Here is a 26,575-nt window from a genome sequence, read left to right on the forward strand (position 1 = left end):
CCGTGACCAGCACCGGAACCGTGCTCGACGAGATCATCTCCGGAGTACGAGAGGATCTCGAGTCTCGGCGCACCCGCATCCCCGAGCCCGCGATCCGCGAGCTCGCCCGTGCGGCGGCCCCGGCCCGCGACGCGCGCGCCGCCCTCGCCGGCGACGGCACCACCATGGGCCTGATCGCCGAGGTGAAGCGCGCCAGCCCCTCCAAGGGAGCCCTCGCCGAGATCCCCGAGCCCGCGGAGCTCGCCGCGATCTACGCCGACAGCGGTGCCTCCGCGCTCAGCGTCCTGACCGAGCAGCGCCGCTTCCGCGGCTCCCTGGCGGACCTCGACGCCGTGCGCGAGCGGGTCGAGGCACCGGTGCTGCGCAAGGACTTCGTGGTCGACCCGTACCAGGTGCTCGAGGCCCGTGCCCACGGCGCCGACCTGGTGCTGCTGATCGTCGCCGCCCTCGAGGACGAGCCCCTGCGCGAGCTGCACGACCTCGTCACCGAGCTCGGCATGAGTGCTCTGGTCGAGGCCCACACCGACGAGGAGCTGGACCGGGCGCTCTCCCTGGGCGCCGATCTCATCGGCGTCAACGCCCGCGACCTCAAGACTCTCGAGGTGGACCTCTCCCGCGCCGTGGAGCTCCTCCACCGCATCCCCGCCGGCCCCCTCGCGATCGGGGAGTCCGCAGTCGCCGGCGTCGCCGATGTCGAGGCCTACGCCGCCGCCGGCGCTGACGCGGTCCTGGTCGGCGAGGCCCTGGTCACCTCCGGCGACCCCGCCGGATCCGTCGCCGCGTTCCGCCAGGTGGCCCGACGCGGCCGCCCCGCCCCCGAAGGAGCTCAGGCATGAGCGAGACCCATTCCTCGGACCCCCGCCCCGCCGTCACCGAGCTCACCCGGCCCGACGGCGAGCTGCGCTCCGAGGCCGGCCCCTACTTCGGCGACTTCGGCGGCCGGTTCCTGCCCGAGGCCCTGGTCCCCGCGCTCGATGAGCTGCGCGAGACCTACGAGAAGGCGGTCCTGGACCCCGAGTTCATCGCCGAGCTGCAGCGACTTGCGCGCGACTACACCGGTCGCCCCTCGCTGCTGACCGAGGCCCCGCGCTTCTCCGCCCTCGCCGGCGGCGCCCGGATCCTGCTCAAGCGCGAGGACCTCAACCACACCGGCAGCCACAAGATCAACAACGTGCTCGGCCAGGCCCTGCTGACCAGGCGCATGGGCAAGACCCGCCTGATCGCCGAGACCGGTGCCGGTCAGCACGGCGTGGCCACCGCCACCGCGGCCGCCCTGTTCGGCATGGACTGCACGATCTACATGGGTCAGGAGGACACCGAGCGCCAGGCGCTCAACGTCGCCCGCATGCGCCTGCTGGGAGCCGAGGTGGTCCCCGTGACCCAGGGCTCGCGCACCCTCAAGGACGCCATCAACGAGGCCTTCCGCGACTGGGTCGCGAACGTCGAGACCACCCACTACCTGCTCGGGACGGTCGCCGGTCCGCACCCGTTCCCGGTGATGGTCCGCGACTTCCACCGCATCATCGGTGAGGAGGCCCGCGCCCAGACCTTGGAGACGGTCGGCCGCCTGCCCGATGCCGTGGTCGCCTGCGTCGGCGGCGGCTCCAACGCGATGGGCATCTTCCACGCCTTCCTCGACGACGTCGATCCGATGGTGCGGCTCGTCGGCTGCGAGGCCGGAGGGGACGGCGTCGCGACCGGACGCCACAGTGCGACCATCGGCGGAGGCTCCCCGGGCGTCCTCCACGGCGCGCGCAGCTTCGTCATGCAGGACGAGGACGGCCAGACCATCGAATCGCACTCGGTCTCCGCGGGCCTGGACTATCCCAGCGTCGGCCCCGAGCACGCCTGGCTCGCCGACATCGGTCGCGCCGAGTACCGCGCCGTCGACGACGAGGCGGCCATGGAGGCCTTCGCCCTGCTGTCCATGACCGAGGGCATCATGCCGGCGATCGAGTCCGCGCACGCCCTGGCCGGAGCGCTGCGGCTGGGCCGCGAGCTCGGCGAGGACGCCGTGATCCTGGTGAGCCTCTCCGGCCGCGGGGACAAGGACGTCGACACCGCCTCGCGCTGGTTCGGCCTGGTGGGGGAGGAGCCCGCCCGGGCAGACCTCCGCACGCTGCGCGAGGCGGCGCGTGCCACCAGTGACCTCATCGACCCGAGGGAGACGCGATGACCGCCCCCGACACCCACCGGCTGCGCGCGGCCGACGCCCTCGACCGCGCCCGCGCCGAGGATCGCGCCGCCCTGATCGGGTACCTCCCGGTCGGCTACCCGGACCTGTCCGGCTCGATCGACGCCGCTCGCGTCCTGATCGACCACGGCGCCGACATGATCGAGCTGGGGCTGCCGTACTCCGACCCGGTGATGGACGGGCCCGTGATCCAGCGCGCCGCCTCCGCGGCCCTGGCCGGCGGCGTGCGCACCCGCCACGTGCTCGACGCGGTCGAGGAGCTGTCCGGCCGAGGCGCCGCGATCCTGGTCATGTCCTACTGGAATCCGATCCTCGCCTACGGGTCCGATGCCTTCGCGCGCGACCTGGCCGCGGCAGGGGGCGCCGGCGTCATCACCCCGGACCTGATCCCCGACGAGGGGGCGGACTGGATCGCGGCCAGCGAGGAGCACGCCGTGGACCGTGTGTTCCTCGTCGCTCCCAGCTCCCCGCGGGACCGTCTCGCCCATGTGGTCTCCCACACACGCGGTTTCGTCTACGCCGCCAGCACCATGGGGGTCACCGGCACCCGGGCCAGCGTCTCCGCGGCCACCGAGTCCCTGGTCGAGCGCACTCGCGCGGCCGGTGCGGAGAACGTCTGCGTCGGGCTCGGCGTCTCGAACGGTGAACAGGCCGCGCAGGTGGGAGCGTACGCTGATGGAGTGATCGTCGGGTCCGCCTTCGTGCGGGCGCTCCTCGAGCACGAGGGCGACGCCCCGGCGGCACGCACCGCACTGGCGGCAGTGGCCGACGACCTGCGCTCCGGCGTGGAGAGTTCCCGCACCCGGCAGTGACCCCCGTCCCGCAGCAATCGGCGGAGGCGGCCTGAGGGTCGCCGGACCCGCCCGGACACCGCAGAGCCCCGTCGGCCGTCATGGCCGCCACCCAGGGAGAGGAGCGCACGGCGATGATCCCCAGCCCGCCCATCTCCTCGCTCTCCCTCGGCCCGCTCACGGTCCACTTCTACGCGATCTGCATCCTGGCCGGCATCGCCCTCGCCCTGTGGTGGGCCACCAAGCGCTGGCAGGCCCGCGGCGGCGACGGCGACGACCTGTTCGACATCGTCTTCGTGGCCGTGGTCGCCGGCATCGTCGGCTCCCGCATCTGGCACGTGCTGACCTCTCCGGAGCCGTTCTTCGGCCCCGAGGGCAATCCGCTGGCCGTGCTCTACATCTGGCAGGGCGGGCTGGCGATCTACGGCGGCGTCGCCGGGGGCGCGCTCGCGGTGTGGATCATGGCCCGCGTGAAGAAGGTGTCCTTCATCGCGCTGGCGGACACCATCGGCCCGACGATCCTGGCCGCCCAGATCCTGGGCCGCTTCGGCAACTGGTTCAACCAGGAGCTCTACGGCCCCGAGCTGGACGCCTGGTGGGGCTGGGACGTCCCCTGCATGACGAACGGCCAGCCCATCAGCGGCTGCGTGCCGGGCACCTACCACCCCACCTTCCTGTACGAGCAGCTGTGGAACCTCGCCGCGCTCGGCGTGCTGCTGCTGGTCAGCCGTAGGTTCCACCTGGCCGGCGGGCGCATCTTCTGGGCCTACGTCGGCCTCTACTCCCTCGGCCGGGCCGGGATCGACGCGATCCGCTCCGAGCCGGTGCTGATGGTCGGTCCGCTGCGCATCCACACCCTGGTCGCCATCCTGATGGCGCTGGTGGCCATCGCCGTGTTCGTCCACCTCAGCCTGCGCAAGCGCGCCCGCGGCGGCGAGGTCGCCGCCGCCGACGGCTCCTTCGAGCTGTCCAGCCAGACGGCCGGGAACGCTCCTGACGAGGACGAGGTCGAGAAGTCCGGGACGCCTCCTTCTCCGGGCGAGGACCCCGCCCCCGGCCCCTAGGGCACGCAGCACCCCGCGCGAGTGAGCTCGCCGGCAGGGGGAGCGAGCCCGGGACCGGGAACACGTCGACATCCGACGTCCTGGTCACCGGCCGCCCACCTGGAAGGGCCTCGCGCTCATGCTGCCTCTCGATTCCCGTTTCTCTGACCTGCCCGCCTCCCAGGGGCTCTACCGCCCCGAGTCCGAGGTCGACTCCTGCGGTGTGGCGATGATCGCCACCCTGCGCGGTCGCCCCGGCCACGACATCGTCGAGCACGCCCTGACGGCGCTGCGCAATCTCGAGCACCGCGGCGCGGTCGGCGCCGAGGAAGCCACCGGCGACGGCACCGGCATCATGGTGCAGCTGCCCGACGCGTTCCTGCGCGAGGTCAGCGGACTGGACCTTCCGCCCCGTGGCTCCTACATCGCCGGCATCGCCTTCCTCCCGCAGGAAGGGACGGACCGTCAGGAGGCCCTGGACGCCCTCACCGCGGTCGCCTCCGACGAGGGGCTCGACCTGCTCGGCACGCGCCAGGTGCCGATCACCGACGGCCTCGTCGGGCCCGCCGCCGAGGCCGTCCGCCCCGACATGGTGCAGGTCTTCCTCGTCGACGCCGCCGGCACCCGGAGCGGCCTCGCCCTGGAGCGCGCCGCCTTCGCGCTGCGCCGCCGCGTCGAGCACTCCACGGGCGCCTACTTCCCCTCGCTGTCCACGCGGGTGATGGTCTACAAGGGCATGCTCACCCCGGCCCAGCTGGACGAGTTCTATCCCGATCTGCGCGATCCGCGCTTCGCCTCCGAGCTCGCGATCGTCCACTCGCGGTTCTCGACCAACACCTTCCCGGCCTGGCCGCTCGCGCACCCCTTCCGCACCCTGGCGCACAATGGCGAGATCAACACCGTCATCGGCAATCGCAACCGCCTGCGGGCCGCCGAGGGCAGCATGCGCACGGACGTCTTCGGCGAGGACTTCGCGCGGCTGCTGCCGGTGGGCACTCCCGGGGCCTCCGACTCCGCCGGACTCGACGAGGTTCTCGAGCTGCTGCACCTGTCGGGGCGGTCCCTCGCCCACGCGCTGATGATGCTGGTCCCGGAGCCCTGGGAGAACGACGAGTCGATGGACCCGGAGCTGCGGGCCTTCTACGAGTACCACTCGGCGCTGCAGGAGCCGTGGGACGGCCCCGCCTCCGTGGTGTTCACCGACGGCACGCAGGTCGGGGCCCGGCTGGATCGCAACGGGCTGCGGCCCCTGCGCTACTGGATCACCGACGAGGATCTCGTGATCCTGGGCTCGGAGACCGGGCTGATCGACGTGCCGCGCAGCTCCCTCGTGCGCACGGGGCGGGTCGCCCCCGGGGAGATCTTCCTGCTCGACCTCGAGCAGGGGCGGATCGTCCCCAGCCAGGAGCTCACGCGGACCATCGCCACCGAGCACCCCTACGGCACCTGGGTGCGTGAGCAGAAGGTGCATCTGTCGGACCTCCCCGTGCGCGAGCACATCATCCATTCCCGCTCCTCGGTGGTCCGGCGCCAGCAGACCTTCGGCTACACCGAGGAGGAGCTGCGAGTGCTCCTCGCCCCGATGGCGTCCAAGGGAGCCGAGCCGCTCGGGGCGATGGGCACGGACACCCCGATCGCAGTGCTGTCCGATCGTCCGCGGCTGCTGTTCGACTACTTCACCCAGATGTTCGCCCAGGTGACCAACCCGCCGCTGGACTCCCTGCGGGAGGAGATCGTCACCTCGCTGGGCGTCGCGATCGGCCGCTCGCGCAACCTGCTCGAGGCGACCCCGGAGCACACCCGCCAGCTCGCCCTGGACTTCCCGATCCTGGACAACGACGAGCTGGCCACCCTCCTCGCGGTCGACGCGCACCCGGCGACCGCCGACTTCCATACCGTGCGCCTGCGCGGGCTCTACCCGGTCGGTGGCGGCACCGCCGCCCTCGAGCAGCGCCTGCGCGAGATCTGTGAGGAGGCCGTGGCGGCCATCGACGAGGGCGCCACCTTCCTGGTGCTCTCGGACCGTGACGCCAACCAGGTGCTCGCCCCGATCCCCTCGCTCCTGCTGACCAGCGCCGTCCAGCACCACCTGGTGCGCACCGGCCGACGCACCGCCGCCGGCCTGATCGTGGAGGCCGGCGACGTCCGCGAGGTCCACCACGCCGCGCTGCTGATCGGCTACGGCGCCAGCGCCATCAACCCCTATCTCGCCATGGAGAGCGTCGAGGAGCTGGTGCGCCGCGGCGTGATCAGCGACCTCACCCCCGAGCAGGCGGTGCAGGGACTGATCCGCGCCCTCGGCAAGGGGGTCCTGAAGATCATGTCGAAGATGGGCATCGCGACCGTCGCCTCCTACCGGGGGGCCCAGATCTTCGAGGCCGTGGGGCTGTCCGAGGAGCTGGTGGAGACCTGGTTCCCCGGCACCGTCAGCCGCATCGGCGGGATCACCCTGGACGTCATCGCCGCGGAGAACGCCGCCCGCCACGCCCTGGCCTATCCGGTCGACGGCCAGCGCCCGGCCCACCGCAGCCTGCCCGTGGGCGGTGAGTACCAGTGGCGCCGCGAGGGGGAGCCTCATCTGTTCACCCCCGAGGCGGTGTTCCGCCTGCAGCACTCGACCCGCACCCGGCAGTTCGAGGAGTTCCGCCGCTACACCGACGAGGTCGACGCCCAGCAGGAGCACCTGATGACCCTCCGCGGCCTGCTGCGGCTGCGCACCGACGACCGTGAGAGCGTGCCCCTCGAGGAGGTCGAACCGCTCGAGGAGATCACCCGGCGCTTCATGACAGGCGCGATGAGCTACGGCTCGATCTCCCAGGAGGCCCACGAGACCCTCGCCATCGCCATGAACCGTCTCGGCGGGATGTCCAACAGCGGCGAGGGCGGGGAGGACCCCGAGCGACTGCGGGATCCCGAGCGGCGCAGCGCGATCAAGCAGATCGCCTCCGGACGCTTCGGCGTGACCAGCGAGTACCTCACCTTCGCGCGGGACATCCAGATCAAGATCGCCCAGGGGGCCAAGCCCGGAGAGGGCGGCCAGCTGCCCCCGCAGAAGGTGTACCCGTGGATCGCCCGCACCCGCCACTCGACCCCGGGCATCGGTCTGATCTCCCCGCCGCCGCACCACGACATCTACTCGATCGAGGACCTCGCCCAGCTGATCCACGACGCGAAGTCCGCCAACCCGGCGGCCCGCGTCCACGTCAAGCTGGTCTCCCGCTTCGGGGTGGGCACGGTCGCCGCCGGGGTCTCCAAGTCCCACGCCGATGTCGTGCTGATCTCCGGGCACGACGGCGGCACCGGCGCCAGCCCGCTGAACTCGCTCAAGCACGCCGGCACCCCCTGGGAGCTGGGGCTGGCGGAGACCCAGCAGACATTGCTGCTGAACGGCCTGCGGGACCGCATCACGGTGCAGGTCGACGGGCAGATGAAGACCGGGCGGGACGTGGTCGTCGCGGCCCTGCTGGGCGCGGAGGAGTACGGCTTCGCCTCCGCCCCTCTGGTGGTCTCCGGCTGCGTCATGATGCGCGTGTGCCACCTGGACACCTGCCCGGTCGGGGTGGCCACCCAGAACCCGGAGCTCCGCTCGCGCTACACCGGCCGTGCCGAGCACGTGGTCACCTTCTTCCAGTTCGTCGCGCAGCAGGTCCGTGAGCACCTCGCGGCACTCGGGCTGCGCTCCCTGGACGAGGCGGTCGGCCGCACCGATCTGCTCGCGCTGCGGGACGACCCCCGCAGCGCCTCCGCCCTCGGCGTCGCCAAGCGCGAGGGACTCGACCTCGGGGCGATCCTCACGCCCCCCACCGTCCACGAGGGCGACTTCCCGCGCCGTCGCCGCGGGCAGGACCACCAGTTGGAGCGGGCCGCCGACCACCCCTGGATCGCGCAGGCCGCACCGCTGCTCGAGGCCGGGGAGGGCTCGATCCGCCTGCAGGACACCATCCGCAACGTCCAGCGCTCCACCGGCACCCTGCTCGGCCACGAGGTCACCCGGCGCACCGGCGGGGACGGACTGGACGAGGACTCCATCGTGCTGGACCTCGTGGGCACCGGCGGGCAGTCCTTCGGGGCGTTCCTGCCCCGAGGGATCAGCATGCACGTGACCGGCGACGTCAACGACTACGTCGGCAAGGGGCTCTCCGGCGGGGTGATCGCCGTCGGCCATGGCCGCGGCACCGAACCCTCGCTGACCTCCTCCGTGATCGCCGGCAACACCTGCGCCTACGGCGCCACCAGCGGCCGGCTCCTCCTCGCCGGCGCGGCGGGGGAGCGGTTCGGCGTGCGCAACTCCGGGGCCACCTTGGTCGTCGAGGGCATCGGTGACCACGGCGCGGAGTACATGACCGGCGGCGTCGTGCTGGTGCTGGGGCCTACCGGGATCAACCTCGGGGCCGGCATGAGCGGCGGGACCCTGTTCGTCCTCGATCTCGACCGGGCGAGACTGAATCCCCAGGACGCCGCGACCTTCGCGATCACGCCCGTGCGGGCGGAGCATCGCGAGTTCGTGCTCGAGGCGATCACGGAGCACGAGCGCCGCACCGGCTCGGACCGGGCGGCCGCGCTGCTGGCCGATCCCGAGGAGCTGCTCGACCGGATCACGCAGGTGACGCCGCGGGCCTTCCTGCGCATCACCGGGATCCGCGAGGACGCCCTGGCCCAGGGGATCGACCCCGATTCGAACGATGTCTGGAACGAGATCATGGAGAGCACTCATGGCTGATCCCCGGGGATTTCTGCGTTACCGCGACCGAGAGCTGCCCACGCGTCGCCCCGTGCCGGTGCGACTGATGGACTGGCGGGAGGTCTACGAGGCCCGTGAGAAGGGCACCCTGGACGTCGTCTCCCGCCAGGCCGGACGCTGCATGAACTGCGGCATCCCGTTCTGCCACCAGGGTTGCCCGCTGGGCAACCTGATCCCGGAGTGGAACGACCTCGTCTACCGCGACGACTGGCGGGAGGCCAGCGAGCGCCTGCACGCGACCAACAACTTCCCGGAGTTCACGGGGCGCGCCTGCCCCGCCCCGTGCGAGTCGAGCTGTGTGCTGGGCATCAACCAGCCCCCGGTCACCATCAAGAACGTCGAGGTCTCGATCATCGACCGCGCCTTCGAGGAGGGCTGGGTCGAACCCGTCGAGCCCGCGCGGCAGACTGGGCGAGCGGTCGCCGTTGTCGGCTCCGGCCCCGCTGGGCTCGCTGCCGCCCAGCAGCTCACCCGGGCGGGGCACTCCGTGGTGGTCCTCGAGCGCGACGACCGCCTCGGCGGCCTGCTGCGCTACGGGATCCCCGAGTTCAAGCTCGAGAAGCGTCACGTCGACCGCCGGCTGCAGCAGCTGCGCGCGGAGGGCACCCGCTTCCGCACCGGTGTGGAGGTCGGCGGCACAGGGGAGGGCGCCCTCTCGGTCGAGGACCTCCGCTCCCGGTTCGACGCCGTCGTCCTGGCGACCGGGGCGAGCGTCCCGCGGGAGCTGGCGGTGCCCGGCCGCGAGGCCGTCGGCATCCACCCGGCCATGGAGTACCTGACCCAGGCGAACCGCCTGGTGGAGGGTGACTGGGTCGCCGACCCGATCTCCGCCGAGGGCAAGGACGTGGTGATCATCGGCGGCGGCGACACCGGCGCCGACTGCCTGGGCACCGCGCTGCGCCAGGGTGCCCGCTCGGTCACCACGCTCGCGATCGGCAACCAGCCGCCCGCCGAGCGGGACGAGAGCCAGCCCTGGCCGACCCACCCGGTGCTCTTCGAGGTCTCCGCGGCGCACGAGGAAGGCGGCGATCGCTCCTTCCTGGCCTCCACCACCGGGTTCGAGGTCGACGACGCGGGTGCGGTGACCGGCCTGAAGGTCTCCCGCACCCAGTACCGGGACGGCGGCCGCCTGCCCACCCCTGGCACCGAGACCGTCCTGCCCGCCACCCTCGTGCTGATCGCGATGGGCTTCACCGGTGCCCGCGAGGACGGCCTGCTGTCCTCCCTCGGGGTGGACCTCACGGCCCGCGGCACCATCGTCCACGACGAGCAGTGGTCGACGAGCGCTCCCGATGTGTTCACCGCGGGCGACTGCGCCCGAGGTCAGAGCCTCATCGTCTGGGCGATCGCAGAGGGCCGCGCCTGCGCGGCCGCCGTCGACCGACACCTCACGGGCAGCAGCTCCCTGCCGGCACCGGTGAGTCCCGGGGAGAAGCCGGTGGCGGTGTGAAAGACTAGGGCGACCACGCGATGCTGCGGCCCGTCCGGCAGTGCACTTCGTGGTGCCCGCCGGAGGGCCACGGCCCTTATTCGAACTACTGATGGGTTGACATGCGAAAAGCGAAGATCGTCTGCACACTCGGTCCGGCGACCAACACCTACGAGCAGATCCGGACCCTGATCGAGGCGGGCATGAACGTGGCGAGGATGAACCTCAGCCACGGCTCGCACGACGAGCATGAGCAGGTCTACGCGAACATCCGCCGAGCCGCCGAGGATCTCGGGCGCAATGTCGCCGTGCTGGTCGACCTCCAGGGCCCGAAGATCCGCCTGGGCACGTTCGGCGACGGTCCGCACCAGCTCGAGGTCGGTGACACCTTCGTCATCACCACGGACGACATCGTCGGCACCCGCGAGCGCGTCTCGACCACGTTCAAGGGCCTGCCGGGCGATTGCCGCCCCGGCGACGTGCTGCTCATCGACGACGGCAAGGTCTCCGTCCGCGTCACCGACGTCTCCGACACCGACGTCACCACCGTGGTCGAGGTGCCCGGGCCGGTCTCCAACAACAAGGGCATCAACCTCCCCGGCGTCGCCGTGTCCGTGCCCGCCATGAGCGAGAAGGACATCTCCGACCTGCGCTGGGGCCTGGCCCTCGGGGCCGACGTGATCGCCCTGTCCTTCGTGCGCGACGCCCACGACATGGACCAGGTCCTGCGCATCATGCAGGAGGAGGGTCGCCGGGTCCCGGTCATCGCGAAGATCGAGAAGCCGCAGGCCGTGCGGGCGCTGCGCTCCATCGTCGGCGCCTTCGACGGCATCATGGTCGCCCGCGGCGACCTCGGCGTCGAGCTGCCCCTGGAGCAGGTCCCGCTGGTCCAGAAGCGCGCCATCGAGCTCGCCCGCCGCAATGCGAAGCCGGTCATCGTGGCCACCCAGGTGCTCGAGTCCATGATCGAGAGCCCGCGCCCGACCCGCGCCGAGGCCTCCGACTGCGCCAACGCGATCCTCGACGGCGCCGACGCGGTCATGCTCTCGGGCGAGACCAGCGTGGGCAAGTATCCCTTCGAGGCGGTCCGCACGATGGCCCGCATCGTCACCAACACCGAGGAGAACGGTGCCGACCGCATCCTCCCGCTGGGCACCATCCCGCACACCCGTGGCGGTGCGATCACCCGTGCGGCCGCCGAGATCGGTGACCAGCTCTCCGCCCAGTACCTGGTGACCTTCACCGAGTCCGGCGACACCGCGCGCCGACTGTCCCGCCTGCGCCCCTCCATCCCGCTGCTGGCCATGACCCCCTATCCGGAGGTCGCCCGCCAGCTGTCGCTGACCTGGGGCATCGAGGCGCATCTGGTGCCCATGCAGAAGGACTCCGACGCCATGGTGGCCGAGGTCGACGACCTGCTGCGCGAGCACAAGGGCCTGCAGAAGAACGATCTGGTCGTCGTCGCGGCCGGCTCGCCCCCCGGCGTCCACGGCTCGACCAACACGCTGCGCGTGCATCGCATCGGTGACCTCGACGGCACCGAGTCCGCGCGCATCGAGGCCGACCGTATCGCCGCCGGTCCGCAGACGCAGGGCTGAGATGCACGAGGCGCGTGAGGACGCCCACGACCTCCGGGCCGTGGGCGTTCTCACGCGGCAGGTGCCGGGTGCGGGACTCGAACCCGCATGCCCTCACGGACAGCGCATTTTGAGTGCGCCGCGTCTACCATTCCGCCAACCCGGCTCGCCCCCACCGGGGAGGGCTGGACTAGGATACCGCTGATGACCACCGTCCTCGACCGTGTGGGTGCAGGCCACCCCCGCTCGAGGCACTACCCGAGACACAGGGTGACATGACTGACGACACCGCTTCCCTTCCCGACGACCCGCAGGACCTCCCGCCCCAGGAGGAGGACCGCCCCCATCGCACCGCGGTGGTGGCCGAGGACGAGAGCCTCATCCGCATGGACATCGTGGAGACCCTGACCGAGGCCGGATTCGAGGTCGTCGCCGCGGTCGGTGACGGCGAGAGCGCCGTGACCAAGGCCCGCGAGCTGCGCCCCGACGTGGTCGTGATGGACGTGAAGATGCCCCAGACCGACGGCGTCACCGCCGCCGAGCGGATCGGCGAGGACAGCCTGGCCCCCGTCGTGATGCTCACCGCGTTCTCGCAGGCCGAGCTGGTCGAGCGGGCGCGCGACGCCGGCGCGATGGCCTACGTGGTCAAGCCCTTCACCCCGGCGGACCTGCTGCCCGCGATCGAGATCGCGATCTCCCGCTTCACGCAGATCACCCAGCTCGAGTCCGAGATCCAGGACCTCGGGGAGCGCTTCGAGACCCGCAAGCGGGTGGACCGCGCCAAGGGTCTGCTGCAGACCAACATGGGTCTGTCCGAGCCGGAGGCGTTCCGGTGGATCCAGAAGACCTCCATGGACCGTCGGCTGACCATGCGCGAGGTCGCCGATGCCGTGGTGGACCAGCTGGGCGGCTCCGGCAAGGACTGACCGACACGTCGACCCGGCGCCGGGGGTGCGCCGGGACGAGAGGGGAAGCACAGGGGCGATGGTGATCTCACGACGCACGCTGGTGCGCGGTCTCGGGGCGGGGGTCCTCGGGGCCGGCGCCCTGTCGGCCTGCACCCGCGGCGGACGTCGTGGCCGCCAGGCGGAGACGACCGCGCCGACGGGCGAGGAGCTCACCGAGCCGGACACCCCGCTGGTGCTGGGGTCGATCGGCGCCTCCTACGGTCGCTCCGCCGCGTTCGAGGCACCGATCGGCCTCGCCCTCCACGAGGCGATGATCGACCTCAACAAGCAGTGGGAGGGACTGTTCGGCCACGAGGTCACCATGGCCGACCGCCACGTGATGAAGGAGGCCGGTGAGGACCTCAGCGAGGTCATCGCCGGCTTCGCCGAGGCCGGGGTGACCGCGGTGATCACCTCGATCGACGAGGAGGCGCTGGTCGCGGCGATCCCGGCCTTCGTCGAGGCGGGGATCGCCGTGATCGACGTGTTCACCTCGGGCATGAGCGTGCGCGCCCCCGAGGTGCAGACCTCCAACATGCTGATCCGCCTGGCCCCGAACGACGTGGCGCTCGCGGCGCTGTACGCGGAGGCCTCGTGGGAGGGCGGCTCCGACAAGAGCGGCTCGCCGGGAACGGTCGCATTCGTCTCCGAGGACACGGCGCACGGCCACAGCCTGCGCGAGGAGCTCAGCCGGATCCTCGACCCCAACAGCGGCAAGGTCATCGCCGAGCACTTCTACCCGGCCGGAAAGATGGGCAAGGCCGATCCCGTCGTGAAGAAGGTGCTGAAGACCCCGCCGGCGCTGCTGGTCGTCAACGGCGGCCCCGAGGTGGGGCCGTTCCTGTCGGCCCTGCACGAGGCCACCCTCGATGACCGGAAGCGACCGACGGTGGAGTTCGCGCGGCGGCTGAGCCCGGCCTCGAGCGTGGACTACTCGGAGGCGAAGCTCGCCGCCGAGACGCTGAGCGAGGCGACCGGCCACCTCCCCGGCGCCGAGCTGACGGTCGAGCACGTGAACATGATGCTCAACGCCGATCCCGAGCTGGAGGGTTCGAGCTACGGGTACTCCCAGCAGGGTTACGACGCCGTGATGCTGGCAGCGCTGGCGGCCCAGGACGCTCTGTCGGTGGAGGGGGTCGACATCGCCGGCTCCGTGGAGAAGGTGCTCACCGGGACGGAGGAGTGCACGAACTACGGAGACTGCAGCTCGATCCTGCGCACGGGACTGCAGTCGCAGGAGCGGGCGTCGGTCTCCTACACCGGACGGACGGGCCCGCTGGAGCTGGGCTCGGCCAAGGATCCGCGCACCGGGAAGCTGCGCACCTTCACCTGGAACGAGGCCAACGCGATCGTCTCCGGCGGCGACGCGGACTTCGAAGCCCCCGAATGATCGCTCCGCTCAGCGCTGCGGCAGCAGCATGGTCTGGATGGTCACCGTGCTCAGCAGCGTTCCCGCCTCGTCGTGCACGTCCACGAGATAGCTCGCGACCTGGCGGCCGGTATGACGGACGGTGCAGGTGGCGGTGACGACTCCGCTGCGGGCCGAGCGGTGGTGCAGCGCCGAGACCGAGGTGCCGACCGCCTGCGCCCCCTCGCCGTGGACCTCACGGGCCCGCAGGATCGCCGCGAAGGAGGCCACCGACTCGGCGAGGGCGATGGTGGCACCGCCGTGCAGCAGCCCGGCCGGCTGGGTGTTCCCGTCCACGGGCATCGTCATGATCCCGCCCCGGGCGTCCAGCTCGAGCAGCTCCATCCCGCAGCGTTCCACCATCGTGCCCCGGATCATGGGGGCGATCAGGGCGCGCAGAGGCTCCCCCGACAGCGGGGCGGAGGAGGTGTCCGGCAGGTCCATCGCGTCTGTCATGCCCTGAGCGTGCCACACCTGGGGCATTCGGTCGGCGTGACCCACGGGCGTCCGCCCGACGTGCGAGACTTCTCCTCATGAGTGCGAGCGACACCGGTGACCAGCGAATCCTCCTGATCGACGGGCACGCCATGGCGTTCCGTGCCTTCTTCGCGCTGCCCGCCGACGGCTTCAGCGACGGACGCGGGCAGGCGACGAACGCCGTGTACGGCTTCGCACGGATGCTCATCAACGTCGTGAGCTCGGAGCGGCCGACGCACGTCGCGGTCGCCTTCGATCTGCCCGGCGGCACCTTCCGCGACCGCATCTACGACCAGTACAAGGGTGGGCGCGAGGTGACCCCGCCCGAGTTCATCGGCCAGATCGACCTGATCATGCAGGTGCTCGACGCGCTCGGGGTGCGCTGGCTGACCGTCCAGGACTACGAGGCCGACGACATCATCGCGACCCTCGCCACCCGTGCCGCCGCCGAGGGCGACGAGGCCCTGATCGTCTCCAGCGACCGTGATGCGATCCAGCTGGTGGGCCCCGAGGTCACCCTCCTGCAGCCCATCAAGGGCGTCACCGAGATGCGCCGCATGACGCCCGCGGCCGTGGAGGAGAAGTACGGGATCCTGCCGGAGCGCTATCCCGATCTCGCAGCCCTGGTGGGCGAGGCCGCCGACAACCTGCCGGGGGTGCCGGGGGTGGGGCCGAAGACCGCCGCCAAGTGGATCGTTAAGTACGGCGACCTGCCGGGAGTGATCGCCCATGCGGGGGAGATCGCGGGCAAGGCCGGCCAGTCGCTGCGCGACCACCTGGCCGATGTCGAGCGCAACCGCCTCATGAACGCCGCGGTCCTCGACCTGGATCTGCCCGTCGACCCGGGGCACTACACGCTCGGCAGCGGGGACCGCGGGCGCATCGCCGAGGTGTTCGACGATCTCGCCTTCGGCGACACCATCCGCCGCGACCTGCCCGCCGTGCTGTTCGGCGAGGAGGAGGGTGCGCCCGCCGCGCAGGAGCCGACCGCCGAGGTGCTCGAGATCGACGGAGCGGCCTCAGTGCGTGACCTGGTGGGGGAGACGGCGGGGGCCCTGGCGCTGACCGTCGCCGACGACGTCCGGGGCGGGCCGATGCTGGGGGTCGCGACGCCCGACGCCCGCGCCGGGATCCGGCTCGAACTGCTGGATTCCGATGCCTCCGCCGTGCTGGCCGAGGCGCTCGACGGCGCCCGCGAGGTGCGCACCGCCGATGTGCCCGCGGTGAGGTCCTGGCTGCGGACCAACGGGTACGAGCTCGGCGGCCGGGCCCGCGACCTGGCTCTGGAAGCCTTCGTGCTGCGTCCCGGTGCCCGCAGCTACGACGCCGAGGCGCTCGGCACCGAGCTGGGCGGTGCCCGCTTCGCTCCGCGCCCGCGCAAGCCCGCCGAGTCGAGCCTGAAGAAGGAGACCCCCGAGCTGCGCGCGGAGAACGTCGCCGCCGCAGGGGCCCGGCTGGCGGAGTCCGCCTCGGCGCTGCATCCTGCCGCCGAGGAGCTGTCGCGACAGGCGGGGGAGGAGTCCTGGGCCTCGGGCATCCTCGCGGATCTCGAGCGGCCCCTGCAGTCGGTGCTGGAGACCATGCACGATCGTGGCATCGCGGTGGACCTGCCGGCGCTGGCGGCGTTGCGCGAGGAGTTCGAGGGCTTCGTCGCCCAGGCCAAGCGGGAGGCCGGCGCGATCGTGGGCGAGGAGGTCAACCTCGCCTCGCCCAAGCAGCTCCAGATCGTGCTGTTCGAGACGCTCGCGCTGCCGACGACGCGGAAGATCTCCTCGGGCCACTCCACCGACGCGGAGTCCCTCACCGACCTCCAGGAGAAGCTGGCGCCGGGCTCCTCGGGCCACGACTTCCTGTCCTGGCTGCTGCGCTTCCGGGAGATGAGCAAGCTGACCGGCTACGTCGTCGGCCTGGACAAGGCCCACGACGGCGCCTCGCGGGTGCACACCACGTTCCAGCAGACCGCCGCGGCGACGGGACGCCTCGCATCGACCGAGCCGAACCTGCAGAACATCCCGGTGCGCACCGCGGAGGGCCAGCGCATCCGCGACGTCTTCGTCGCGGGCGAGGGCTTCGAGACGCTGCTGACGGCCGACTACTCCCAGATCGAGATGCGCATCATGGCGCACCTGTCGGAGGACTCCGGGCTCATCGAGGCGTTCCGCTCGGGCGAGGACCTCCACAACTTCGTCGCCTCCCGCGTGTTCGGGGTCTCCCCGGACGCCGTGGACCCGGCCATGCGCTCGAAGACCAAGGCCGTCAGCTACGGCCTGGCCTACGGGTTGTCCGCTTTCGGGCTCTCGCGGCAGCTGCGCATCCCCCGCGCGGAGGCCACCTCGCTGCGCGACGGCTACTTCGAACGGTTCGGCGGGGTGCGGGACTACCTGCACGAGAGCGTCGAGAAGGCCCGGTCCACCGGATTCACCGAGACCATCCTCGGTCGACGCCGCTACCTGCCGGACCTCACCTCCGACAATCGTCAGCGTCGCGAGAACGCCGAGCGCGTCGCGCTGAACTCCCCGATCCAGGGCAGTGCCGCGGACATCATCAAGCTCGCGATGCTCGCCGTGGAGCAGCGGATGCAGGCGGCGGAGCTCGGCTCCCGGATGCTGCTGCAGGTCCACGACGAACTGGTGGTCGAGGTCGCACCCGGCGAGCTCGAGGCGGTGCGGGAGATCGTGGTCGAGGGCATGGACGGTGCTTATGAGCTCTCGGTCCCGCTCGAGGTCGGCGTCGGCATCGGCCGCACCTGGCGCGAGGCGGCGCACTGACCCAGCCGCCTCGGCCCCCGGGACGGTGCCCGGGCGTCGACCGCCGGGCTCCTACGATCCATGCGTCCGGGATGCACCTCACACGCTCGCAGTGCGCTCGGGGGCCCAGGTGCCTCGCGCTCCGCGAGCTGGGCTGGTAACATTTCGGAGGTCTGTGCGCAGGCTATCCCGCCTCGCGGGTCCTGCCATGCACACCATGCACGGATGCGCCTCACGGGCGCTGCACGTCCACCGTTCCTACTCAAACCTGTCCCGACGGAGTCCATACCTACATGACCGACACCACGACCCCCCAGATCGCCATCAACGACATCGGCGGCGCCGACGACCTCATGGCTGCCATCGATGCGACCATCAAGTACTTCAACGATGGTGACATCGTCGAGGGCACTGTGGTGAAGGTCGATCACGACGAGGTCCTCCTGGACATCGGCTACAAGACCGAGGGCGTCATCCCCTCGCGCGAGCTCTCCATCAAGCACGACGTCGACCCCGGTGAGGTCGTCGAGGTCGGCGATGAGATCGAGGCTCTGGTCCTCCAGAAGGAGGACAAGGAAGGCCGTCTGATCCTGTCCAAGAAGCGCGCCCAGTACGAGCGCGCCTGGGGCACGATCGAGCAGATCAAGGAGGACGAGGGCGTCGTCACGGGCCGCGTCATCGAGGTCGTCAAGGGCGGCCTCATCGTCGACATCGGCCTGCGCGGCTTCCTCCCCGCCTCCCTCGTCGAGATGCGCCGCGTGCGCGACCTGCAGCCCTACGTCGGCCAGGAGATCGAGGCGAAGATCATCGAGCTCGACAAGAACCGCAACAACGTGGTCCTGTCGCGTCGTGCCTACCTGGAGGAGACCCAGTCCGCGGTCCGCTCCGACTTCCTGCAGACCCTGCAGAAGGGCCAGGTCCGCGAGGGCGCCGTGTCCTCCATCGTCAACTTCGGCGCGTTCGTCGATCTCGGCGGTGTCGACGGCCTGGTGCACGTCTCGGAGCTCTCCTGGAAGCACATCGACCACCCCTCCGAGGTCGTCGAGGTCGGTCAGAAGGTCAACGTCGAGGTCCTCGACGTCGACATGGATCGTGAGCGAGTCTCCCTGTCGCTGAAGGCGACCCAGGAGGACCCGTGGCAGCTCTTCGCCCGCACCCACGCCATCGGCGAGGTCGTCCCGGGCAAGGTCACCAAGCTCGTCCCGTTCGGCGCGTTCGTGCGCGTCGAGGACGGCATCGAGGGCCTCGTGCACATCTCCGAGCTGGCCCAGCGCCACGTGGATCTGCCCGAGCAGGTCGTCACCGTCGACCAGGACGTCTTCGTCAAGGTCATCGACATCGATCTCGAGCGCCGCCGCATCTCGCTGTCCCTCAAGCAGGCCAACGAGGGCGTCGACCCCGAGGGTGACGACACCACCTTCGACCCGGCTCTGTACGGCATGGCCGCGGAGTACGACGAGAACGGCGAGTACAAGTACCCCGAGGGCTTCGACCCGGAGACCAACGAGTGGCTCGAGGGCTACGAGACCCAGCGCGAGGAGTGGGAGGGCCAGTACGCGGCCGCCTACGAGCGCTGGACCGCCCACAAGGCGCAGGTCGCCGAGGCGATCAAGGCCGACGAGGAGTCCGCGAACGCGCCGGCCGCCGAGTCGACGACGTCCTCCGCCTCGACCTCCTCGACGCCGGTCGCCGCTCCCGCGGCGCAGTCCTCCTACCAGTCGAACACCACGGACGAGGGCACCCTGGCCTCCGACGAGGCCCTGGCCGCCCTGCGCGCCAAGCTCACCGGCAACTGATCGGCCGATCCGTCCGCCGTACACAGCGGCCCGACCCCGAGGAGGGGTCGGGCCGCTGTGTCGTTCCCGGTCGCTCTGCGACGCGGTGGGGCACGGACGCGCCACGAACGGACCTGCATCGGGGGCGTTCCGCGGTGCACACTGGTGCCATGACCACCGCTCTCGATGACCATCCGATCCATTCCTGGCTCACCGACATGGACGGGGTGCTCGTCCACGAGCAGTCCGCCCTTCCCGGCGCGGCCGACTTCATCGCGGCGCTGCAGCGCTTCGGGCGACCCTTCCTGGTGCTCACCAACAACTCGATCTTCACCCCCCGCGACCTGCGCGCCCGCCTCTCGCGCACCGGTATCGACATCCCCGAGGAGTCGATCTGGACCAGCGCCCTGGCCACCGCCCGCTTCCTCGCCGAGCAGGCTCCCGGCTCCTCCGCCTACGTGATCGGCGAGGCGGGGCTCACCAGTGCGATGCACGAGGAAGGATTCATCCTGGCCGACTTCGACGTCGAGTTCGTGGTGCTGGGGGAGACCCGCACCTACTCCTTCGAGTCGATCACCCGCGCCATCCGCCTGATCAAGAACGGGGCCAAGTTCATCGCCACGAACCCTGACGTCACCGGGCCCAGCGCGGAGGGCCCGCTGCCGGCCACCGGTTCCGTGGCCGCCATGATCACCGCGGCCACCGGCATCCACCCGTACTACATCGGCAAGCCGAATCCGTTGATGATGCGGACCGCGCTGAACCGCATCGGCGCCCACTCCGAGACCTCCGTGATGATCGGGGACCGGATGGACACCGACGTCAAGTCGGGACTCGAGGCGGGGATGCGCTCCGTGCTGGTGCTGTCGGGCTCGACCCGCGAGGACGAGATCGCCCAGTACCCGTACCGTCCGACCAGTGTGCTGGACGGCATCGCCGACGTCGTCCCGCTCGTCGAGACGCTCACCCCGCTGGAGTCCGTCGAGCTCGACGAGGACTGATTCCGCGTCTCCCCGGTCTGCGCGGCCGGGCGCAGCGGGTCGGCGCCGATGTGGTGGAGGCCGAGCCAGCCGAGCCAGGGGCTCCCGATGTCGCCACGGCGAAAGGTGAAGAGGTTGTGTAGGCCGCGTGGACGTCGTGGTCTCAGCGCTTGACCCCTTCTGAACCCCATGGAAGGGTCATGCCTGACCCGCCAAACGGTAAAGAGACGGTCAAATTCTGAGGTTCGGGGTGATCCCGACGTCGGCCGTCAGCCCGGCGGGTCCCGGGGTGCAAGGGCTTCCCCGGCCACAGAGCGAAGGAGACGACGATGACTCGTCGGCATCAGATCAGGACCGTGACCGCGCTGGGGCTGGCCGCCCCGCTGCTCGTCGGACTGAGTCTCGGCGCGGGATCCGTGGCCGGCGCCCAGCCCGCTGCGCCGACCGCCCCGGGCACGCAGGCCCCGACGGAGGTCGCCCATCGGGGCGAGCACCCGACCGACCTGTTCACGACGGGGCCGCAGAACTTCTCCGAGCTCGGCGAGTCCGCGGTCCCGTCCTCGAGCGTGGCCCAGGAGCTCGGCGACCGTGTCTCCCCGGACTCCGGGGACGACGCCTCCTGCGACGCCTCCCTGGACGTGGACGACCCCACCGGCGTGGCCGCCTGCACGGTCACCGGGTACTCGGGGACCACCGAGACCTACTACGCGTACGTCGCGTCCGGGGCAGTGGCAGACGTCGACTACGAGCTCTACTTCGCGAAGGACACGCCGCTGTCCTCGGCGGCGAGGACGGCCCTGAACGACGGCAGCAACGGCACCGGCGTCTATCCGGTGTTCGACGAGACGGACGGGGACGCGCCGCAGGTGCTGGAGCCCTCCCTGGCCGTCGACCGCGCGAACTACGTGCTCGACGGGATCGGACGCGATGACCTCACGGTGCGCACCGTCCAGGAGGACGTCGACCTGCGGGTGCCCGAGCCCGTCTCCGGCACCGCGGTCGAGGAGGTCTCCGGTCGCACGGTCGGAGTGACCCTGCTGCCGATCACCACGCAGGGCGAGGCACCCGCGCTCCTGGTCAGCATCGACGGGCCGTGAGCGGCCTGCGGCGACGGCGGCGGACGCCGACTCGTCCCCTCAGGCCCGCATGAGAGGATCGGAGCCATGTTGCGCTGGCTCACGGCCGGGGAGTCCCACGGCCCCTCCCTCATCTCCCTGCTCGACGGCGTCCCCGCCGGGGTCGAGCTGACCAGTGACGATCTGAAGGCGGCGCTGGCCCGCCGTCGTCTCGGACACGGCCGCGGCAGCCGTCAGAAGTTCGAACAGGACGTGCTGAGGATCCACAGCGGGCTCCGTCACGGACGCACTCTCGGCTCGCCGTTGGCGATCGAGATCGCCAACTCGGAATGGCCGAAGTGGGAGAAGGTCATGAGCGCGGACCCGGTGCCGCGGGAGGACCTCCTGGTCGATGCCGGCACCGGCGACGAGCGCGAGATCGCCCGCAATCGCCCCCTGACCCGTCCCCGGCCCGGCCACGCCGATCTGTCCGGGATGCTGAAGTACGGCTTCGGCGAGGCCCGCCCGATCCTCGAGCGCGCGAGCGCCCGCGAGACCGCGGCGCGGGTGGTCGCAGGCCGTGTCGCGAGCGCCATCCTGGAGCAGGCCGCCGGGATCCGCCTGGTCTCCCACACCCTCGCCGTCGGCACCGTCCGCGTGCCCGATGAGGCGCCCCTGCCCGCTCCGGGCGACGACGCCGCACTGGACGCCGACCCGCTGCGCTGCTTCGATCCCGGGACCTCTTCGGCGATGGTCGCAGAGGTCGATGCGGCCAAGTCCGACGGCGACACGCTCGGCGGTGTGGTCGAGGTCCTCGCCTACGGCGTCCCCGTGGGGCTGGGCTCCCACACCCAGTGGGACCGCAAGCTCGACGGCCGTCTCGCCCAGGCGCTGATGTCCATCCAGGCCATGAAGGGTGTGGAGATCGGGGACGGTTTCGCCACCGCCGCCCGCCGCGGCTCTGCCGCCCACGACGAGATCCTCGCCGCCGAGCAGGCGGTCGGCGCCACGTCGGTCCCGCGCGGCAGCAACCGCGCCGGCGGCCTCGAGGGCGGCATGAGCAACGGTCAGGTGATCCGTGTGCGCGGCGCCCTGAAGCCGATCTCCACGGTGCCCCGTGCTCTGCGCACCATCGACGTCGCCTCCGGCGAGCAGACCACCGCGAACCATCAGCGCTCGGACGTGTGCGCCGTGGCGCCCGCTGCCGTCATCGCCGAGGCCGTGGTCGCCCTCACCCTCGTGGACGCCCTGCTCGAGAAGACCGGCGGAGACAGCGTCGAGGAGATCCGGGCTCATCTCGAGGAGACCGTCTCGCTGCAGTCGCGGATCGTGGGCGGCGGCACGGGCGGGGCCCCGTGACGGGTCCCGCGGTCATCCTGCTCGGCCCCATGGGGGCGGGCAAGACCAGCGTCGGCCGTGAGCTCGCCGCCCGGCTGGACCTCCCCTTCGAGGATCTCGACGCCTTGATCGTCGGCGCGGCGGGACGCTCCATCCCGGACCTCTTCGCCACCGACGGCGAGGATGGCTTCCGCGCGCTCGAGGCCTCGGTGCTCGAGAGCGCCCTCACCGCGAGCTCCGGCGTGCTCGCCCTCGGCGGGGGAGCGGTCATGCATCCCGACTCCCGGCAGCGGCTGCGGGGCGGCCCGATCGTGCTGCTCGAGATCGACGAGCCAGTGGCCGCCGAGCGGCTCGGCCGCGGCCACGGACGCCCGATGCTCGGCGGCGGAGAGGATCCCATGCCCCGCTGGCGAGAGCTCGCCGCGGAGCGCGGCCCCGTCTACCGTGACCTGGCGCGCTGGCGGGTCGACGCCGGGCACGGCACCGCCGCGGCCGTCGCCCGCGCCATCACCGACATGATGGGCCAGGACCTGCTGTCCGGCCCCGAGGAGGAGACCGCATGAGTTCCACCGTGATCCCCGTGACCACCCCGACCGGCGGGTACGACGTCCGCGTCGGCCGGGGGATCCTCGCCGACGTCCCTGGGCTGGTCCCTCAGCGGGTGCGACGGGTGGTGATCGTCCACCAGCCGAGTCTGCGGGAGGTCGCCGAGGAGGTCCGCGCCGCGATCGCCGAGACCGGACGGGACACCTTCGCCGCCGAGGTGCCCGACGGGGAGGAGGCCAAGACCGCCCAGGTCGCAGGCTTCCTCTGGGGCGTGTGCGGCCAGGCGGAGATCGGACGCCACGATCTGGTCGTCAGTCTCGGCGGCGGGGCCGCCACCGACCTGGCCGGCTTCGTCGCCGCCTCCTGGCTGCGCGGTGTCGACGTGCTGCAGATCCCCACCACGGTGGCCGCCATGGTCGACGCCGCCGTCGGCGGGAAGACCGGGATCAACACCGCCGAGGGCAAGAACCTCGTCGGCGCCTTCCATCCGCCGCTCGCGGTCCTCGCCGATCTCGACGTGCTCGCCGGTCTCGGCGCGCACGACGTCGCCGCCGGGCTCGCCGAGGTCGTCAAGGGCGGGTTCATCGCCGATCCGCGGATCCTCGAGATCATCGAGGAGGACCCCCGCGCCGTGCTCGACGTCTCCACCGACGCCTTCCGCGAGGTCGTCGAGCGCAAGATCCGGGTCAAGGCGGAGGTCGTCTCCGCCGATCTCACCGAGCAGGGCGATCGCGAGATCCTCAACTACGGTCACACGCTCGGCCACGCGATCGAGCGCAACGAGCGCTACCAGTGGCGTCACGGAGCGGCGGTCTCCGTCGGCATGATGTTCGCCGCGGAGCTCTCGCACCTGGCCGGCAAGCTCTCGGAGGACGAGGTCGATCGCCATCGGCGCGTCCTGACCTCCCTCGGGCTTCCCATCACCTATCGGGACCGGCAGTGGCCCAAGCTCGAGGACGCGATGAAGCGCGACAAGAAGACCCGCGCGGGCCTGCTGCGGTTCGTGGTGCTCGATCGGATCGGGACTGTCTCCCGCCTCGAGGGCCCCGACCCCGCGCTGCTGCTGTCCGCCTACGCCGCCATCACGGCAGACTGAGGAGGAGAAGGTGACAGACATCGTCCCGAGAACCGCGACGGTCCGTGGGATCGAGCTGGGCAGGGCCCGGCCCGAGATCATCGTGCCGCTGGTGGGCGAGGACCATGAGGAGGTGCTGGCGCAGGCCGGGGCGGCGGCCGCGACCCCTGCCCGCATCCTCGAGTGGCGGATCGACCGCTTCCGCCCGGACCTCGAGGATGCGGAGGAGCACCGCGAGGCGGTGCTGGCCACCCTGCCGACGCTGCGCGCGACCCTCGGTCCGGACCGGGCGCTCCTGGCCACGCTGCGCACCGCCGCCGAGGGCGGCGGCCGCCGGATCCGCGACCTCGATCTCGCTCTCCTGCTGGAAGCCCTGATGGGTTCCCGGCGTGCCGGGACCCAGTCCCAGGTCGACCTGATCGACGTGGAGACCTCCCGGTCCCCGGAGATGGTTTCGCGGGTGATCGCGACCGCGCACGGCAACGGTGTGGTCGTCGTCGGCTCCTCTCACGACCTCGAGGGGACTGCGGGGGAGGAAGAGCTGATCGAGCAGCTGCGGGCGCAGCGGCGGCTGGGGGCTGACGTCCCGAAGATCGCCGTGACCCCGCACGACGCGCGCGACGTGCTGACCCTGATGTCGGCGAGCCTCACGGTCGCCGCGGACGGCGAGGGCCCGCACATCGCGATCGCCATGGGCTCGCTCGGCGTGGTCAGCAGGGTCTCGGCCGAGACCTTCGGCAGCGCCGCGACCTTCGCGGCCGTCGGTCGCAGCTCCGCTCCCGGGCAGCTCGAGGCCGACGACGTCTCCCGGATGCTGGAGCTCCTGCGCCCCTGAGCGGCCTCAGGGCCGGCGCGCGAAGGCGCGGACGGGGAACGAGGGCATTCCCGCCACGGGCAGCGGGACCGCCGAGAACCGGGCACCGGACGGCGGCACCGCCGCCAGATTCGTGAGGTTCTCGACGATCAGGACTCCCGCCGCGAGCAGTCTCGTGTGCACGGGACGCTCCGGGACGGTGGTCCCGTCGATGTTCACCGAGTCGATCCCCACCAGCAAGGCCCCGGCGTCCGCGAGGTGGTCCGCCGCTTCCGCGGTGAGGTGCGGATTCTCTCCGGCCGTGTACTCCTCGGTGCCCCAGTGCCGGTCCCACCCGGTGCGCACCAGCACGGCGCAGCCATCGACCGCGGCGGGCAGGTCCTCGGCGCCGATCGCCGGCCCCGGCGCCTCGACCACGAGGCACGGGATGTCCACGACGCGCTCGAGGGGGAGGTTCCCGACGTCCTCGCCGTCCCGGTACCGGTGCTGCGGTGCATCGAGATAGGTGCCTGTGCTCGTGATCATCTCGACCCGGGCGATGCGGAACTCCGTGCCCGGTGCGTAATGGCCCCGGGAGTCGTCGAAGCCGAGGTGGTCCGCGGTCCGGGGGCCGGGAAGCCCCGGGTGCATCGTCATGCCGGGGAAGATCGGGTGGGTGAGGTCGGCCAGGGTCATGGTGCGCGTCCCTTCTCCTGCGGTCGGTCGTCATCGGGGTCAGTATCGTTCTCGGAACCCGTCGCGTCGTACTGCGGGAATTCGATGTCGTCGCCGTCGTGGTCGAGGAAGGCGCGCTCGGCGTACTCGCCGGCCTCACCGTCCAGGAAGCCGACGTCGGCGGCGAGGTCGTCGACGGTGGCATCGACCACCGGGATCGCGCCGGTCTCGTGCGCCACCCGCTCCCGCTCGGAGCGACGGGTGCGACGCACCAGCGCTTTCAGCTGGGAGGCGGACATCGTCACCTGCCAGTCGCCGTGCGCGGGCAGCTTCCACCGCCGCCACGAGGCGACCGCGGCGAGGAGCGCCCCGAGGCCCACTGCGATCAGCACGTAGGGCGAGGGCAGGCCGAGCGCGACGACCACCCAGGTGCCGATGGCCGTGACCAGCGCGCCGGTCGCGTAGAGAGGACCGCCGCCGAAGATCGCGGGGATGCGCCCCACCAGCACGTCACGGATCACCCCGCCGCCCACGCCGCTGGTGACTCCGAGCAGTATCGCGGGCAGGGGCTCCAGACCGTAGCCGAAGGACTTCGCCGTCCCGGTCGCGGCCCACAGCGCCATCGCCGCGATGTCCAGCACGGTCACCAGGCGGCGCCACCAGGCGCCCTCGGCGGAGATCACGAAGGCGAACAGCGAGCCCACCAGCGCACAGGCCAGGTACCAGGGGCCGTCGAAGGCCGCCGGGGTGCCGTAGTCGAGGATCAGGTCGCGCACGAGACCGCCGCCCAGGCCTGCGACGATGCCGATGATCGCGAAGCCCACCGCGTCGAACTTCAGTCGGGCGGCCAGGGCGCCCGCGGCGACGCCCATGACGGCCACGCCGATCATGTCCAGCACGCGCAGGAAGTCGTTGGTCACGAGCAGCTCGAGGGGGTCCACGGAGACGACGGTAGTCCCCCGCCGCCGCACCGGCGTGCTCCCC

General features: G+C 71.5%; 20 protein-coding genes and 1 tRNA gene. 17 read left to right on the forward strand and 4 right to left on the reverse strand.

Features of this window, described 5'->3' with window-relative positions; genetic code table 11:
• The first annotated feature begins 2 nt into the window (after window positions 1–2).
• The 7 genes from trpC (at window position 3) to pyk (ending at window position 11,796) form a co-directional block, all read left to right on the forward strand.
• Window positions 3–836, forward strand: coding sequence for an indole-3-glycerol phosphate synthase TrpC (trpC, locus tag JOF43_RS13235; protein ID WP_209902690.1), 834 nt, complete (start codon window positions 3–5; stop codon window positions 834–836).
• Window positions 833–2,176 carry a tryptophan synthase subunit beta gene (gene trpB, locus JOF43_RS13240; protein ID WP_209902692.1) on the forward strand — a complete coding sequence of 448 codons (1,344 nt, stop codon included), beginning with the start codon at window positions 833–835 and terminating at the stop codon, window positions 2,174–2,176. Before trpC ends, trpB begins: the two co-directional genes overlap by 4 nt.
• Window positions 2,173–3,006, forward strand: coding sequence for a tryptophan synthase subunit alpha (trpA, locus tag JOF43_RS13245; RefSeq protein WP_209902693.1), 834 nt, complete (start codon window positions 2,173–2,175; stop codon window positions 3,004–3,006). The genes trpB and trpA overlap by 4 nt, the downstream gene beginning before the upstream one ends.
• A gap of 113 nt (window positions 3,007–3,119) precedes the next feature.
• Window positions 3,120–4,049, forward strand: coding sequence for a prolipoprotein diacylglyceryl transferase (lgt, locus tag JOF43_RS13250; protein ID WP_209902695.1), 930 nt, complete (start codon window positions 3,120–3,122; stop codon window positions 4,047–4,049).
• 118 nt (window positions 4,050–4,167) lie between these two features.
• A complete protein-coding gene (gltB, locus tag JOF43_RS13255) occupies window positions 4,168–8,748 on the forward strand; it encodes a glutamate synthase large subunit (RefSeq protein WP_209902697.1) in 4,581 nt (1,526 codons plus the stop codon).
• A complete protein-coding gene (locus tag JOF43_RS13260) occupies window positions 8,741–10,219 on the forward strand; it encodes a glutamate synthase subunit beta (protein WP_209902698.1) in 1,479 nt (492 codons plus the stop codon). Before gltB ends, JOF43_RS13260 begins: the two co-directional genes overlap by 8 nt.
• 101 nt (window positions 10,220–10,320) lie before the next feature.
• Window positions 10,321–11,796: a pyruvate kinase gene (gene pyk / locus JOF43_RS13265; RefSeq protein WP_209902700.1), complete on the forward strand. Its 1,476-nt coding sequence runs from the start codon at window positions 10,321–10,323 to the stop codon at window positions 11,794–11,796.
• A 62-nt stretch (window positions 11,797–11,858) separates the two neighbouring features.
• Here pyk and JOF43_RS13270 read toward each other — a convergent pair.
• A tRNA-Leu gene (locus JOF43_RS13270) sits at window positions 11,859–11,941 on the reverse strand.
• A gap of 109 nt (window positions 11,942–12,050) precedes the next feature.
• Here JOF43_RS13270 and JOF43_RS13275 point away from each other — a divergent pair.
• Complete coding sequence (locus JOF43_RS13275; RefSeq protein WP_209902702.1) at window positions 12,051–12,701, forward strand: ANTAR domain-containing response regulator; 651 nt, start codon at window positions 12,051–12,053, stop codon at window positions 12,699–12,701.
• A gap of 58 nt (window positions 12,702–12,759) precedes the next feature.
• Window positions 12,760–14,112, forward strand: a complete 1,353-nt coding sequence (locus JOF43_RS13280) for an ABC transporter substrate-binding protein (protein WP_209902704.1) — start codon at window positions 12,760–12,762, stop codon at window positions 14,110–14,112.
• Window positions 14,113–14,121: 9 nt separating this feature from the next.
• Here JOF43_RS13280 and JOF43_RS13285 read toward each other — a convergent pair whose 3' ends face one another.
• Window positions 14,122–14,586 carry a PaaI family thioesterase gene (locus tag JOF43_RS13285; RefSeq protein ID WP_209902706.1) on the reverse strand — a complete coding sequence of 155 codons (465 nt, stop codon included), beginning with the start codon at window positions 14,584–14,586 and terminating at the stop codon, window positions 14,122–14,124.
• Window positions 14,587–14,663: 77 nt separating this feature from the next.
• Between JOF43_RS13285 and polA the strand changes: the two genes are divergently transcribed.
• The 8 genes from polA (at window position 14,664) to aroD (ending at window position 24,958) form a co-directional block, all read left to right on the forward strand.
• Window positions 14,664–17,375 carry a DNA polymerase I gene (polA, locus tag JOF43_RS13290; protein WP_209902708.1) on the forward strand — a complete coding sequence of 904 codons (2,712 nt, stop codon included), beginning with the start codon at window positions 14,664–14,666 and terminating at the stop codon, window positions 17,373–17,375.
• A gap of 272 nt (window positions 17,376–17,647) precedes the next feature.
• Window positions 17,648–19,150 carry a 30S ribosomal protein S1 gene (gene rpsA, locus JOF43_RS13295; RefSeq protein WP_209902710.1) on the forward strand — a complete coding sequence of 501 codons (1,503 nt, stop codon included), beginning with the start codon at window positions 17,648–17,650 and terminating at the stop codon, window positions 19,148–19,150.
• A 149-nt stretch (window positions 19,151–19,299) separates the two neighbouring features.
• Window positions 19,300–20,130, forward strand: coding sequence for an HAD-IIA family hydrolase (locus JOF43_RS13300; protein ID WP_209902712.1), 831 nt, complete (start codon window positions 19,300–19,302; stop codon window positions 20,128–20,130).
• Window positions 20,131–20,438: 308 nt separating this feature from the next.
• Entirely contained in the window at window positions 20,439–21,206 is a 768-nt protein-coding gene (locus JOF43_RS13305) for a hypothetical protein (RefSeq protein WP_209902714.1), read from the forward strand.
• A gap of 66 nt (window positions 21,207–21,272) precedes the next feature.
• On the forward strand, window positions 21,273–22,523 hold the full coding sequence (gene aroC / locus JOF43_RS13310) for a chorismate synthase (protein WP_209902716.1): 1,251 nt from the start codon (window positions 21,273–21,275) through the stop codon (window positions 22,521–22,523).
• On the forward strand, window positions 22,520–23,065 hold the full coding sequence (locus tag JOF43_RS13315) for a shikimate kinase (RefSeq protein ID WP_209902718.1): 546 nt from the start codon (window positions 22,520–22,522) through the stop codon (window positions 23,063–23,065). The genes aroC and JOF43_RS13315 overlap by 4 nt, the downstream gene beginning before the upstream one ends.
• Window positions 23,062–24,144, forward strand: a complete 1,083-nt coding sequence (aroB, locus tag JOF43_RS13320) for a 3-dehydroquinate synthase (protein WP_209902719.1) — start codon at window positions 23,062–23,064, stop codon at window positions 24,142–24,144. Before JOF43_RS13315 ends, aroB begins: the two co-directional genes overlap by 4 nt.
• A gap of 10 nt (window positions 24,145–24,154) precedes the next feature.
• Window positions 24,155–24,958, forward strand: a complete 804-nt coding sequence (gene aroD, locus JOF43_RS13325; RefSeq protein WP_342592177.1) for a type I 3-dehydroquinate dehydratase — start codon at window positions 24,155–24,157, stop codon at window positions 24,956–24,958.
• Window positions 24,959–24,964: 6 nt separating this feature from the next.
• Here aroD and JOF43_RS13330 read toward each other — a convergent pair whose 3' ends face one another.
• Together JOF43_RS13330 and JOF43_RS13335 are read right to left on the reverse strand one after the other, a co-directional pair.
• A complete protein-coding gene (locus JOF43_RS13330) occupies window positions 24,965–25,612 on the reverse strand; it encodes a cyclase family protein (protein ID WP_209902721.1) in 648 nt (215 codons plus the stop codon).
• On the reverse strand, window positions 25,609–26,532 hold the full coding sequence (locus JOF43_RS13335; protein ID WP_209902723.1) for a trimeric intracellular cation channel family protein: 924 nt from the start codon (window positions 26,530–26,532) through the stop codon (window positions 25,609–25,611). Before JOF43_RS13335 ends, JOF43_RS13330 begins: the two co-directional genes overlap by 4 nt.
• Window positions 26,533–26,575 lie beyond the last annotated feature (43 nt).

Origin of the sequence: Brachybacterium sacelli (assembly GCF_017876545.1) — a bacterium.
In the GTDB taxonomy this organism is placed as follows: Bacteria; Actinomycetota; Actinomycetes; order Actinomycetales; family Dermabacteraceae; genus Brachybacterium; species Brachybacterium sacelli.